Raw genomic sequence first — 13,389 nt, forward strand, 5'->3', positions numbered from 1 at the left:
GAACGCACGGCAGCCGGCATGGCTGCCATGGGGTGCCATGTGGCGCCATCCAATCGCCTCGCGGGCCTGAAAGGGCCGGCGGGGCTTTTTGCTTTTTTTTCCTTCCTCCAGCCGGACAAAAGTCCCTGCAAGGCGCAGCCCCCTTTAGCAGGCCTTAAGTAACGGGCGATAGGATCGATCCGCTTCTGCAGCGTGTTCCACTCCCATCTCATTGCATGCCCAACATCCCCCCGCGGCGATCGCGCAAGCTCCTTGTCGGTATCGTCGCGATCGCTGTCCTGGCCCTCGTTGGCTTTTTCTGGCTGAGTCCCGCAAAGAAGAACGAGTACCTGACCGCCACGGTGCAGCGCGCCGACCTCGAGAACGCGGTGCTCGCCACCGGCGTGCTGCAGGCGCTCAAGCAGGTGGAAGTGGGTGCGCAGGTCAGCGGCCAGCTCAAGTCGCTCAAGGTCGTGCTCGGCCAGACCGTGAAGAAGGGCGACTGGCTGGCCGAGATCGATCCGGTCATCTCGCAGAACACGCTCGCACAGGAGCAGGCCAAGCTCGAAAACCTGCAGGCGCAGAAGCTGGCGAAAGAGGTGCGCGTCAAGCAGGCCGAACTCAGCTGGGCCCGCCAGCGCGAAATGCTCGCGCAAGACGCGGCGGCGCGGCAGGACATGGAAAGCGCCGACACCGAGCTACGCGCGCTGCGCGCCGATGCGGTGTCGCTCGACGCGCAGATCCGCCAGCAGAAACTGGCGCTGGCCTCGGCGCAGACCAACCTGTCGTACACGCGCATCGTGGCGCCCATCGATGGCGACGTGGTGTCCATCAGCACGCTCGAAGGCCAGACGGTGGTGGCCTCGTTCCAGGTGCCCACGCTGATGAAGCTGGCTGACCTGTCGACCATGACCGTCAAGGCCCAGGTGTCCGAGGCCGACGTGGTGCGCGTGCGGCCGGGGCAGCCGGTGTACTTCACCATCCTCGGCGACCCCGACAAGCGCTACTACGGCACCTTGCGCGCCGTGCAGCCGTCGCCCGAGAAGATCAACAACGCCGTGTTCTTCAATGCGCTGTTCGACGTGCCCAACCCCGACCGCACGCTGCGTGTGGACATGACGGCGCAGGTCGCCATCATGCTGGGCGAGGCCAAGCAGGCGCTGACCATTCCGCTGACCGCACTCGGCGCGCGCGACAAGGAAGGGCGGCGCGAGGTCCGCGTGCTCATGCCCGACCAGTCGGTGCAGACGCGGCACGTGCGCGTCGGCATCACCAACAACTTCCAGGCACAGGCGCTGGAGGGCCTGAAAGAAGGTGACAACGTCATCACCGGCGACGCTTCGGCGCTGGAGAAGGCGGACGACGGCAACGGCCGGGGCAAGCACTGATGGCACAGGCACCGCTGTCGCCGCCGCAGCAGCAGCAACCGCAACCCCTGCTGGCGCTGCGCGGCATCGGCCGCAGCTTTCCTTCGGGCGAGCAAGAGGTGCAGGTGCTGAAGGACGTCAACCTCGACATCGGCAGCGGCGAAATGCTGGCCATCGTCGGCGCCTCGGGCTCGGGCAAGTCGACGCTGATGAACATCCTCGGCTGCCTCGACCGGCCCAGCACCGGCACCTACACGGTGTCGGGGCAGGACGTGGGCACGCTCGACAGCGACGCGCTGGCCGAGCTGCGGCGCGAGCACTTCGGCTTCATCTTCCAGCGCTATCACCTGATGCAGCACCTGACGGCCACGGGCAACGTCGAGGTGCCTGCCGTCTATGCCGGCACCGAAGGCAGCGCGCGCGAGTCGCGTGCCCGCCAGCTGCTCGCGCGCCTGGGCCTGGGCGACCGCACCGAACATCGGCCGAGCCAACTGTCGGGCGGCCAGCAGCAGCGCGTGAGCATTGCGCGTGCGCTCATGAACGGCGGCCAGGTGATCCTTGCCGACGAGCCCACCGGCGCGCTCGACAGCCGCAGCGGGCAAGAGGTGATCGCGATCCTGCGCGAGCTGCATGCGCTGGGCCACACCATCATCATCGTGACGCACGACATGCAGGTGGCCAGCTGCACCGAACGCATCATCGAGATCGCCGATGGCGTGATCGTGGGCGACCGACCCAACGTACCGACCGTCGCCGCGGCGGAGCAGGAGACGCAGACCGGGCCTGCCGACACCGACATCGAAGCCGGCGCCATGGGCCGGCCGCGCCTGGGCATCGCGCGCTTCAGCACAGGCTGGGCGCGTTTTGCCGAAGCCTTCCGCATGGCATGGCGCTCGATGATGGCGCACCGCATGCGCACCGCGCTGACCATGCTGGGCATCATCATCGGCATCACCTCGGTGGTGTCGATCGTGGCCATCGGCGAGGGCGCCAAGCGCTTCGTGCTGTCGGACATCAAGGCCATCGGCACCAACACGCTCGACATCTATCCGGGCCACGATTTCGGCGACGACAAGGCGGCCGGCATCCGGACGCTGCTGCCGTCCGACCTGCAGGCGCTGTCGGCGCAGTCGTATGTGCACAGCGTGACGCCCGTCACCATGCGCAGCCTGCGGCTGCGCTATCGCAACGCGGACATCAACGGCAACGTGAACGGCGTCAGCGACAGCTACTTCCAGGTGCGCGACATCCAGATCGGCAGTGGCTCGAGCTTCAACGCCGAAGACGTCCGGCGCCAGTCGCAGGTGGTGGTGATCGACCAGAACACGCGGCGCAAGCTGTTCACCGACGGCAGCGATCCGGTCGGCAAGGTGATCCTTGTCGGCAACCTGCCGTGCACGGTGATCGGCGTGGCGGCAGAAAAGAAGAACATGTTCGGCGAGAACAAGTCGCTCAGCATCTGGCTGCCCTACAGCACGGGCGCGAGCCGGCTGTTCGGGCAGCAGCACTTCGACGCGATCACGGTGCGCATCCGCGACGACCAACCGACCCGCGCCGCCGAAGACAGCATCGTGCGGCTGCTCACCATGCGCCATGGCAGCAAGGATTTCTTTACCTACAACATGGACAGCATCGTGAAGACGGTCGAGCGCACCAGCCAGTCGCTCACGCTGCTGCTGTCGCTGATCGCGGTGATCTCGCTCGTGGTGGGCGGCATCGGCGTGATGAACATCATGCTGGTGTCGGTGACCGAGCGCACCCGCGAGATCGGCATCCGCATGGCCGTGGGCGCACGCCAGAGCGACGTGCTGCAGCAGTTCCTGACCGAAGCCGTGCTGGTGTGCCTCGTGGGCGGGCTGATCGGCGTGACGCTGTCGTACGGCATCAGCTTTGTGTTTTCGCTTTTCGTCAAGCAATGGCAAATGATCTTTTCGATGGGCGCCGTGGTCTCGGCGTTCTTGTGCGCGTCGCTGATCGGCGTGCTGTTCGGCTACCTGCCGGCGCGCAACGCCGCGCGGCTGGACCCGATCGAGGCACTGGCTCGTGAGTAGCGCGCGTTATTGCTTGCGACTTGGGGCGGTCGCCGTCGCGGCGGCGCTTGCCGGGTGCACCGCGTTCCAGCCGGAGCAGCGAGCGCAGCGGCCGATCGAGATGCCGCAGGCGTGGCAACAGCAGAAAGCGCCGCAGCCGGCCGCGATGAATGCCGCCGCGATGCCCGCGACCCGCTGGTGGACGGCCTTCAACGACCGCCAGCTCGACACCGTGATCGACAGCGCGCTGAGCACCAACAACAACCTTGCTGCAGCGGGCATTCGCGTGCAGCGCGCGCAGTTGCAGGCGGGCCTTGCGAACACGAACCTCACGCCGGGCGTGGTGGGGCAGACCGGCACGAGCCGTGGCTACGACCTGAAGCGCGGCGGCGTGGCGGGCACCACATCCAGCACGCAGATCACGCTGAGCTACGAGGTCGACCTGTGGGGGCGACTCGCCGCATTGCGCAGTGCCGCCGATTGGGAGCTGAAGGCGACGGAGTCCGACCGACAGGCCACGGCACTCGCACTCGTGGGCACCACGGCCGGACTGTATTGGCAGACCGGCTACCTGAACCAGCGCATCGCCTTGAGCGAAGCGGGCATCGAGGACGGTCGGCGCATTCTGGCGCTGGTGCGCGTCAAGTACGCCGCCGGAGCCGTGTCGGGGCTGGACGTGGCGCAGGCGGGCCAGAACCTGGCGAGCCAGGAAGCCGCGCACACGCAACTGCTGCAGCAGCGCGTCGAGGCACGCAACGCGCTGGCGATCCTGTTCGACCGGCCGCCCGAGGCGATGGCAGTCGAGCCCTTGCAGCTGCCGGTTGCCGAACTGCCGGGGATCGACGCAGGTTTGCCCGCGAGCCTGCTGGGCCGTCGCCCCGACCTGCGCGCGGCCGAGCTGCGCCTGCGTGGGGCACTGGCCAACGTCGACGCAACGCGCACCGGCTTCTATCCGACGCTGAGCCTTACCGGTTCGCTGGGCACGTCGAGCACCGCGTTGGGCGATCTGCTGAAGAACCCGGTCGGCACGCTCGGTGCAGGGCTGGCGCTGCCGTTTCTGCAATGGAACACGGCGCGGATGACGGTCGCCGTTTCGCAGACGCAATACGAAGAGGCGGTGCTGGGCTTTCGCCAGTCGCTGTACACGGCGCTGTCCGAAGTGGAGAACGCGCTGTCGTCACGCACGCAACTGCGCGACGAGAGCGGAAAACTGGTGCTGGCATTGCAGCAGGCGCAGCGCGCGGAGACGCTGTCCGAGGTGCGCTACAAGGCGGGTGCGACGGCGCTGCAGCCGGTGCTGGACGCCAAGGACAGGCGCCGTGCGGCCGAGGTATCGCTGGCCCAGAACCGGTTGAACCAGCTCAATGCGACGATGACGCTCTACAAGGCGCTGGGTGGGGGCGCTGTCGTCGAGTAGCGGCTTGCGGGTCTTGTCCGGGGTGCTGCCATGAGCAGGCACCACTTCAGAACTACAGCGGCAAGGTATCGAACGCCGCGTAGACAGTCGCCAGCCACGACTTCACACGCTGCCGTTCGAGCAGCCCCAGCGCATGCGCCCCTTCGCGGTCGTTCACGGCCTTCCAGAAGCTGGTGTTCTGTGCATCGATCTTCCGCATGCTGGCTTCGTGCAGGCGCGGGAGCGCAATGACGCGCGCGCCGTTGGCGGTGGCCTTGGAGAGCGACTGCGAGCCCAGCAGCATGCCGAAGTCGCTGCCGCGTCCGTAGTTCTGCACCACGATGTAGTTGGGCCGGTTGCCGAAGGTGTCGATCAGCGTGCCGAGCAGGTCGGTCGAGTCCTTGCCGTCGTCCAGCACGTGCCAGAAATTGACGGTCACGCCGATCTCGGCGAAGACGTCGAAGAGGTCGGATTCCTTGATCCAGCGCGACAGCGGCGCGAGCGTCTGCGCCGCGAGGTCGACGATCACGCTTTGCTGCGGGTTGGCCTCGAAGCCGTTCACGACCGTGTCGAGACCTTCGAAGCTGTCGACCACCACGGGCGAGGCGAAGCCTTCGTAGAAGCGGGTGAACGAGCTGTGCGAGCGGTCGGTGTCGAAGCCGGTGAACGGGCGGCTGTGGTCGATGAAGTACTGCGCCAGCACGCGCGCCGTGACCGACTTGCCGACACCGCCTTTTTCGCCGCCGATGAAATTGATGGAGCTCATGAGTTGCTGCTGCCTCGAATGGGTTGAGGGGTGAAGGGCGGATTCATTCTAGGGGCCTGCTTTTTCTGTGGACCACGCTGGGCAATGGTTTGCAGCAAGGCGCGTGCCCGGAGAAACATCTTCTTTCCGGTCGATCCTGCCGGCCTACTTGGGCACCAGTGTGAAGAGCGGCATGACCACGCCCATGATCCAGTTCTGGCCGAAGTCGAGCGCCGCGCGGCGGTACTTCTCGTCGGCCTGGGCGGCCAGCAGGTCGAGCCGCGCGATCACCTTCGACAGTTCGCGGTCGGCCACGAGGTTACGGCCGCGGTCGCTGATTTCGGTGGCCAGCAGCAGCGGCTGGCCGTCGGGGCCGGTCTTGGAAGAGATCAGCCAGAGCGAGATCTCGAAGTTGCGGGCCACCCGGTAGCTGTTCTCGGCGTCGATGCCGTCGATCATGGTCTGGTCCCAGGTGTTGCCGTTGGCCTGCTTGAGCATTGTGGTCCAGCCGTACACCAGCGCCGCGACGCGGTCGCCCTGGTAGGCCTGCGGCCCGGTCTCGAAGGCCAGCCGGACGGCATCGATACCTGTGGCGCCATGCAGCTCGGGCAGGGTGCCGTCTTTGAGCACCGCGTCCCAGGTGCGCTGGGTGGCTTCGTCCATGCTGGGCGCCGATTTGCGCCATTCGCGCGGGTTGCGCCGGTAAAGGGTGTTCTGCACGCGCCGGACCGATTGCAGGTTGTCGCGCAGCGAAAGGCTGGCAATGCGGTTGGCACCGGACTGAAGCCACTCATGGCTGGCATAAGGCTCGGCGCGATCGGTGGAGCGGACCGACGAACAGCCGGCCAGGCCGAGCAGGGCAATGACGCCTGCCTGCAGGCAAATGCGTCGCGCCGCAAGGGGGGGTGAAACCAAGGAATCGCTCATGCCCTGACGTTATCATCCACAACTGGGGCGGCGGCCTGCTGCAAGCCTGCAGGCCCGTGCAATTTTCCTTACAAATCAATACCTTGGCGCTACGCCAAGGCAGGCCGACAAGTCGTGCGTCTTAATTCCATCAAGCTTTCGGGCTTCAAGTCGTTCGCCGAACCCACCAACTTCCTGCTGCCGGGCCAACTGGTCGGCGTGGTCGGACCCAATGGTTGCGGCAAGTCGAACATCATGGATGCGGTGCGTTGGGTGCTGGGCGAGTCGCGTGCCTCGGAGCTGCGCGGCGAGTCGATGCAGGACGTGATCTTCAACGGCACGACCACCCGCAAGCAGGCCAGCCGTTCGAGCGTGGAACTGGTGTTCGACAACGCCGACCACCGCGCCGGCGGCCAATGGAACCAGTTCGGCGAAATCGCGGTGCGGCGCGTGCTCACGCGCGACGGCACCAGCAGCTACTACATCAACAACCAGCCGGTGCGCCGGCGCGACGTGCAGGACGTGTTCCTGGGCACCGGCCTCGGCCCGCGCGCCTACGCCATCATCGGGCAGGGCACGATCAGCCGGATCATCGAATCCAAGCCCGAAGAACTGCGCCTGTTCCTCGAAGAGGCGGCCGGTGTCTCCAAGTACAAGGAGCGCCGTCGCGAGACCGAAAACCGCCTGGGCGACACGCGCGAAAACCTCGTGCGGGTCGAAGACATTCTTCGCGAGCTCAACGCCAACCTCGAAAAGCTCGAGAAGCAGGCCGAGGTGGCCGCGCGCTACAACACGCTGCAGGGCGAAGCCACCAAGAAGCAGCATCAGCTGTGGTTTCTCAAGCGCAGCGAAAGCGATAGCGACCAGGCCAAGATCAAGGCCGATTCCGAAAAGGCCATCAACGACCTCGAATCGCGCACCGCCGATCTGCGCCGCATCGAATCCGAGCTTGAAACCGTGCGCCAGGCCCACTACGCGGCCGGTGACCAGGTCAACCAGGCGCAGGGCAAGCTCTATGAGGCCAGCGCCGAAGTGGGCCGGCTCGAAGGCGAGATCCGCTTCGTGGTCGAAGGCCGCCAGCGCGTCGAGCAGCGCCTGGTGCAGTTGCGCGAACAGATGGGCCAGTGGGGCACGCGGCGCACCGACGCCGAAGCCGAGATCGAAACGCTGGCCGGGCAGGGCGTCGATGCCGAAGAGCAGGCCATCCTGCTGGCCGCGCAGCTCGAAGAACACGACGCGCGCATGCCCGAGCTCGAAGAAGCCGTGCAGCGTGCGCAAGACGAGGCCAATGCCCAGCGCACGACCGTGTCGCAGGTGCAGCAGCAGATCCAGGTGCTGGCCGCCGACCAGCGCAACATCGAAGACCAGAGCCGCCAGCTCACGCAGCGCAGCGAACGCCTGCGCGCCGACCAGAGCGCGCTGGCCGCGCCCGACGAAGCGCGTCTGCTCGAAATGCAGGAGCAGCTGGCGGCCGCACAGGAAGTCGCCAGCGAAGCCGATGCGCGCCTGCAGGAGCTGCAGGAAGCCGTGCCGCAACTCGACGACGACCGCCGCGCGAAGCAGCAGGCCGTCAACACCGAAGGCGCCCGCCACGCGGAGTTCTCGGCCCGCCTCGAAGCGCTGCGTGCGTTGCAGGAAAAGGTCAAGACCGACGGCAAGCTGGCGCCCTGGCTGGCCAAGCACGGCCTCGACGGGTTGCAGGGCCTGTGGAGCCGCATCCACATCGAGCAGGGCTGGGAAAGCGCGCTCGAAGCCGCATTGCGCGAGCGCCTGGGTGCGCTCGAAGTCAGCCGGCTCGAGATGGTGCGTGCCTTCGGCAACGACGCGCCGCCCGCCAAGCTGGCCTTCTACAGCCCGCCGGCCGCCGGTGTGCCGCAAGACGCAGGCACGCTGCCACGCTTGTCGAGCCTTCTGCGCCTGAACGACGCGGGCCAGCAGGCCCTGCTGACCGATTGGCTCCACGGCTGTTACACAGCCGCGAGCTTCGAGGACGCACTGGCGCAACGCGCCACGCTGCAGCCCGGTGAAGTCATCTATGTGCAGAGCGGCCATGCCGTGTCTTCGCACAGCGTCAACTTCTACGCGCCCGATTCCGAGCAGGCCGGCCTGCTGGCACGCCAGCAGGAAATGGAAAACCTGGAGCGGCAACTGCGCGCCCAGACGCTCATCAACGAAGAAGCGCGCACCGCGTTGATCCGTGCCGAGGCTGCCTATGGCGATGCCGCCTCGCGCCTCGTGACCGCACGGCGCGAAGCCGCCGACACGCAGTCGCGCGCACACGAGCAGCAGGTCGAGACGCTCCGCATGACGCAGTTGGCCGAGCAGACCCGCGCGCGCAGCGAGCAACTGGCCTCCGACCTCGGCGAAGTCGACGCACAGCTCGAAGAACTGCAAGAAAAACGCATCGCCGCCGAAGGCCGCTTCGAAGAACTCGACATGCAGCTGGCCGACAGCCAGGAGCGCCACGCCCAGCTGGACGAACGCGTCATCGATGCCGGCCGTGCGCTGAATGCCAGCCGCGAGCAGCACCGCAGCCTGGAGCGCCAGGCGCAGGAAGCGACTTTTTCGCAGCGCACGCTCGAAGCGCGCCGCGCCGAACTCAACCGCGCCATCGAAACCGCCTCGCAACAGGTCGTGGCGCTCACCGACGAAGACGAGCGCGCCCGCGCCGAACTGAGCCGCCTGTCCGATGCCGCCGCACAGGCCGGCCTGCAGGACGCGCTGTCGCTCAAACTCGAACGCGAAGCCTCGCTGGGCGCCTCGCGCAGCCAGTACGACGACCTCACGCTCAAGCTGCGCGCGAGCGACGAGCGCCGCCTGCAGCTCGAACGCGAACTCGATCCGCTGCGCCAGCGCATCACCGAGTTCCAGCTCAAGGAACAGGCCGCGCGCCTGGGCGTCGAGCAGTACCAGCAGCTGCTGGACGACGCGGGCGCCGACCTCGAAGCCGTGGCGCTCTCGATCGAAACCGACAAGGTGCGACTGACGGGCCTGCAAAGCGAAATCGACCGCCTCAACCGCGAAGTGGTCGCCCTGGGTGCGGTGAACCTGGCCGCGCTCGATGAACTCGCCATCGCGAGCGAGCGCAAGACCTTCCTCGACGCGCAATCGGCCGACCTGAACGAAGCCATCGGCACGCTCGAAGACGCCATTCGCAAGATCGACGCCGAAACGCGCGACCTGCTGGGCGGCACCTTCAAGATCGTCAACGACCACTTCAGCCGCATGTTCCCCGAGCTGTTCGGCGGCGGCAATGCGCGGCTCGTGATGACCGGCGACGAAATCCTCGATGCCGGCGTGCAGGTGCTGGCGCAGCCACCCGGCAAGAAGAACCAGACCATCCACCTGCTGTCGGGCGGCGAGAAGGCGCTCACGGCCATTGCGCTGGTGTTTGCGATCTTCCAGCTCAACCCGGCGCCTTTCTGTCTGCTGGACGAAGTGGACGCGCCGCTGGACGACGCGAACACCGAGCGCTATGCCAAACTCGTGACCGCCATGAGCCGCGAAACCCAGTTCCTCTTCATCAGCCACAACAAGATCGCCATGGAAATGGCCGAGCAGCTGATCGGCGTGACGATGCAGGAGCAGGGCGTGTCGCGGATCGTCGCGGTCGACATGGAGTCGGCGGCCTCGATGGTCGAGGCTGCTTGAAGCGGGCGGCCTCATGAGCAACCTCACTCTTGCCCTGGCCATCCTCGGTGGCCTCGTTCTCGCAGCCGTCGTGGGCTACGAGGCCATGATGTCGCGCCGCAATGCGCCGCGCCAGCCCGATGCGGTCGATACCGCGCTGGCCGACGTCGAGCGCTCCCTGTCGTCTTCGGGCGATGGCGTGGAGCCGATGCTGCATGTCGACCCGCACCAGGTGTCGGGCAGCGCCGATCGGCATGAACCCCTGTTCGACCCCGACCTGCCTGCACCCAGCGGCGTGCCCGTGCCGACCGGCGAACGCCGCGGCGGGCTCGATCCGCTGATCGACGTGATCGCGCCGATCTCGCTGGACGGCCTGGCCTCGGGCGATGCCGCCATCGCCGCCATGCCGCCGACGCGGCGCGCGGGCAGCAAGCCGGTGGCCATCGAAGGCCTGAACGAGCGCAATGGCCAATGGGAGCCGCCCGCACCCGGCCAGCGCTACAGCGCGTTCCAGGTGGGCGTGCAGTTGGCCAACCGCACCGGCGCGCTCAACGAGATCGAGTATTCCGAGTTCGTCGTGAAGGCGCAGGCCTTTGCCGACGCGGTCAATGGCGCGCCCGAATTTCCCGAGATGCTCGACGAAGTGGCGCGCGCCCGCGAGCTCGACCAGTTCGCCAGCGCGCACGATGCGCAACTCGGCTTCGTGCTGCGCGCGCTGCATGCGGCCTGGAGCCCGGGTTATGTGCAGCAGAACGCCGCGCGGCTCGGTTTCGTGGCCGGCATCATTCCGGGGCGCATGGTGCTGCCGACGGGTGAGGTCGGCCTGCCGCCGATCCTCGGGCTGGCCTTCGACACCCAAGCCGCGCTGGCCGACGACCCGGCGCAATCGGCGATTCGCGAACTCAGCCTGAGCCTGGACGTGCCGCAGGTCGATCGCGACGAAGAGCCGTTCCGCCGCATGCGCGAAGCCGCCGCCACGCTCGCCCGCGAAATGGACGGCGTGGTGACCGACAGCGACGGCCAGTTGCTGCGCGACGAGACGATGGACGTGATCGGCACCGACCTCGAGCAGCTCTACGACACGCTCGATGCGCGCGATCTTGCAGCGGGTTCGCCGCTGGCGCGCCGCCTCTTCAGCTAATCCGATTCTTTCGGGAGACAACCCCATGACGACGCGCGACGAAGCGGCTCGCGAAGCCGCCGCACTGAGCGAACAGCTTCACCGCAACGCTCACCTCTACTACGTGCTCGACGCGCCCGAACTGCCCGACGCCGAGTACGACAAGCTGTTCCAGCGCCTGCAGGCCCTGGAAGCCGAGTACCCCGAGCTGCGCACGCCCGACTCGCCCACGCAGCGCGTGGGTGGCAAGGTGCTCGACGGTTTCACCAAGGTGCGCCACAAGGTGCCGATGCTGTCGATCCGCACCGAGACCGACATCACGCCCGGCGGCGCCAGCGCCTTCGATGCGCGCGTGCGTAAGGAACTGGGCCTGGCCGAAGACGGTCCGCAGGTCGAATACGTCTGCGAGCTGAAGTTCGACGGCCTGGCCATGAACCTGCGCTACGAGAACGGCGTGCTGGTGCAGGCCGCGACGCGTGGCGATGGCGAAGTGGGCGAAGAGGTCACGCAGAACATCCGCACGGTGCGTGAGATTCCGTTGAAGCTCAATGGCAAGGCGCCGCCCGTGGTCGAAGTGCGTGGCGAGGTCTACATGAAGCGTGCCGATTTCGACGCGCTCAACGAGCGCCAGCGTCAGAAGATCGCGGCGGGCCAGAAGAACGAGAAGGTGTTCGTCAACCCACGCAATGCGGCGGCCGGCGCGGTGCGCCAGCTCGATCCGGCGATTGCCGCGGCACGGCCGCTGAGCTTCTTTGCCTACGGGCTCGGCGAAGTGACGCCAGCCAGCGAAGGTGGACCCGATTGCCCGACGCAGTTCGACTGGCTGCAGCAATTCCATGCGTGGGGGTTTCCCGTTGCAACGCAGACCGCGCGTGCGAAGGGTGCTATTGAACTCATAGCGTTCCACGAGAACATCGGCCGCCAGCGCGATGCCTTGCCCTACGACATCGACGGCGTGGTCTACAAGGTCGACAGCGTCGAACTGCAGCGGCAACTGGGCTTTGTCTCACGCGAGCCGCGCTGGGCCGTGGCGCACAAGTACCCCGCGCAGGAGCAACTGACCGAGGTGCTCGGCATCGAGATCCAGGTCGGCCGCACCGGCAAGCTCACGCCGGTGGCCAAGCTGGCGCCGGTGTTCGTCGGCGGTGTGACCGTGACCAACGCCACGCTCCACAACGAGGACGAGGCCCGTCGCAAGGACGTGCGCGTGGGCGACACCGTCATCGTGCGGCGCGCGGGCGACGTGATTCCCGAAGTGGTTGGCGTGGTGCCCGAGAGCCTCGCCAAGCCTGACGAGCAGCGCGGCCCGGTGTTCACCATGCCGCACCAGTGCCCGGTGTGCGGCTCGGAGGCCGTGCGCGAAGAGGGGGAAGTCGACTACCGCTGCACCGGCGGCCTGTTCTGCGCGGCACAGCGCAAAGAGGCCATCCTGCACTTCGCAGCGCGGCGCGCGGTCGATGTCGACGGCCTGGGCGACAAGCTGGTCGAGCAGCTGGTCGACGCCAACCTCATCCGCACCTTGCCCGATCTCTACAAGCTCGGATTCACCACGCTGGCGGGGCTGGACCGCATGGCCGAGAAATCGGCCAAGAACCTTGTCGACGCGCTCGAAGCCTCGAAGAAGACCACGCTGCCGCGCTTCCTGTTCGGCCTGGGTATCCGCCACGTGGGCGAGAGCACCGCAAAAGACCTGGCCAAGCATTTCGGCAAGCTCGACGCGATCATGGACGCGACCGAAGAGCAATTGCTCGAAGTCAACGACGTGGGGCCGGTGGTGGCGCAGAGCCTGCGCACCTTCTTCGACCAGCCGCACAACCGCGAGGTGGTCGAGCAGCTGCGCGCCTGCGGCCTGACATGGGAAGAGGGCGAGCCCGCGGCGCGTGCGCCCAAGCCTTTGGCGGGACTGACCTTCGTCATCACCGGTACCCTTCCTACGCTGGGCCGCGACGAAGCGAAGGATAAATTGGAGGCAGCCGGCGCCAAGGTCGCCGGCTCCGTCAGCAAGAAGACCCACTACCTCGTGGCCGGCGAAGAGGCCGGCAGCAAGCTCGACAAGGCCCGCGAGATCGGGGTCGAAGTGATCGACGAGGCGCGTATGCTGGAGATTCTGGCGAACGGTGTCCCGGAAAAATGAAGACGTAGCGGCGGGCTCTCTTTACCGGCCGTTACGCGACTTCATCCTGCCGCAGTCAACAGGGTCTACAACCTGGCGTTGA

At 66.9% G+C, this 13,389-nt stretch carries 8 protein-coding genes; 6 read left to right on the forward strand and 2 right to left on the reverse strand.

What is annotated here, in order from left to right:
- Nucleotides 1-215 precede the first annotated feature (215 nt).
- The 3 genes from macA to ACGLHS_RS15645 are packed head-to-tail and all read left to right on the forward strand — an operon-like array spanning nt 216 to nt 4,793.
- On the forward strand, nt 216-1,367 hold the full coding sequence (gene macA / locus ACGLHS_RS15635; RefSeq protein ID WP_093240419.1) for a macrolide transporter subunit MacA: 1,152 nt from the start codon (nt 216-218) through the stop codon (nt 1,365-1,367).
- Complete coding sequence (gene macB, locus ACGLHS_RS15640; RefSeq protein ID WP_394480976.1) at nt 1,367-3,397, forward strand: macrolide ABC transporter ATP-binding protein/permease MacB; 2,031 nt, start codon at nt 1,367-1,369, stop codon at nt 3,395-3,397. The genes macA and macB overlap by 1 nt, the downstream gene beginning before the upstream one ends.
- Complete coding sequence (locus ACGLHS_RS15645; protein ID WP_394480978.1) at nt 3,390-4,793, forward strand: efflux transporter outer membrane subunit; 1,404 nt, start codon at nt 3,390-3,392, stop codon at nt 4,791-4,793. Before macB ends, ACGLHS_RS15645 begins: the two co-directional genes overlap by 8 nt.
- Before the next feature lie 52 nt (nt 4,794-4,845).
- Here ACGLHS_RS15645 and ACGLHS_RS15650 read toward each other — a convergent pair whose 3' ends face one another.
- Both ACGLHS_RS15650 and ACGLHS_RS15655 read right to left on the reverse strand, forming a co-directional pair.
- Nucleotides 4,846-5,538: a mobilization protein gene (locus tag ACGLHS_RS15650; RefSeq protein WP_093240411.1), complete on the reverse strand. Its 693-nt coding sequence runs from the start codon at nt 5,536-5,538 to the stop codon at nt 4,846-4,848.
- Nucleotides 5,539-5,682: 144 nt separating this feature from the next.
- Nucleotides 5,683-6,432, reverse strand: coding sequence for a hypothetical protein (locus ACGLHS_RS15655; protein WP_256327294.1), 750 nt, complete (start codon nt 6,430-6,432; stop codon nt 5,683-5,685).
- Nucleotides 6,433-6,558: 126 nt separating this feature from the next.
- On the opposite strand from ACGLHS_RS15655, the gene smc reads away from it, so the two are divergent.
- Genes smc through ligA form a run of 3 tightly spaced genes read left to right on the forward strand, consistent with a single transcriptional unit; the run spans nt 6,559 to nt 13,307 of the window.
- A complete protein-coding gene (gene smc, locus ACGLHS_RS15660) occupies nt 6,559-10,074 on the forward strand; it encodes a chromosome segregation protein SMC (RefSeq protein WP_394480981.1) in 3,516 nt (1,171 codons plus the stop codon).
- A gap of 13 nt (nt 10,075-10,087) precedes the next feature.
- Nucleotides 10,088-11,194 carry a cell division protein ZipA C-terminal FtsZ-binding domain-containing protein gene (locus ACGLHS_RS15665; RefSeq protein WP_093240402.1) on the forward strand — a complete coding sequence of 369 codons (1,107 nt, stop codon included), beginning with the start codon at nt 10,088-10,090 and terminating at the stop codon, nt 11,192-11,194.
- A 25-nt stretch (nt 11,195-11,219) separates the two neighbouring features.
- A complete protein-coding gene (ligA, locus tag ACGLHS_RS15670) occupies nt 11,220-13,307 on the forward strand; it encodes an NAD-dependent DNA ligase LigA (RefSeq protein ID WP_394480984.1) in 2,088 nt (695 codons plus the stop codon).
- Nucleotides 13,308-13,389 lie beyond the last annotated feature (82 nt).

Origin of the sequence: Variovorax sp. VaC1, from assembly GCF_043658315.1 — a bacterium.
Lineage (GTDB): Bacteria > Pseudomonadota > Gammaproteobacteria > Burkholderiales > Burkholderiaceae_C > Variovorax.

Bases quoted from the DNA above. Each gene is read 5' to 3' on its own strand.
- macA (WP_093240419.1), top strand. From the start codon at position 216: ATGCCCAACATCCCCCCGCGGCGATCGCGCAAGCTCCTTGTCGGTATC.
- macB (WP_394480976.1), top strand. From the start codon at position 1,367: ATGGCACAGGCACCGCTGTCGCCGCCGCAGCAGCAGCAACCGCAACCC.
- ACGLHS_RS15650 (WP_093240411.1), bottom strand. From the start codon at position 5,538: ATGAGCTCCATCAATTTCATCGGCGGCGAAAAAGGCGGTGTCGGCAAG.
- ACGLHS_RS15665 (WP_093240402.1), top strand. From the start codon at position 10,088: ATGAGCAACCTCACTCTTGCCCTGGCCATCCTCGGTGGCCTCGTTCTC.
- ligA (WP_394480984.1), top strand. From the start codon at position 11,220: ATGACGACGCGCGACGAAGCGGCTCGCGAAGCCGCCGCACTGAGCGAA.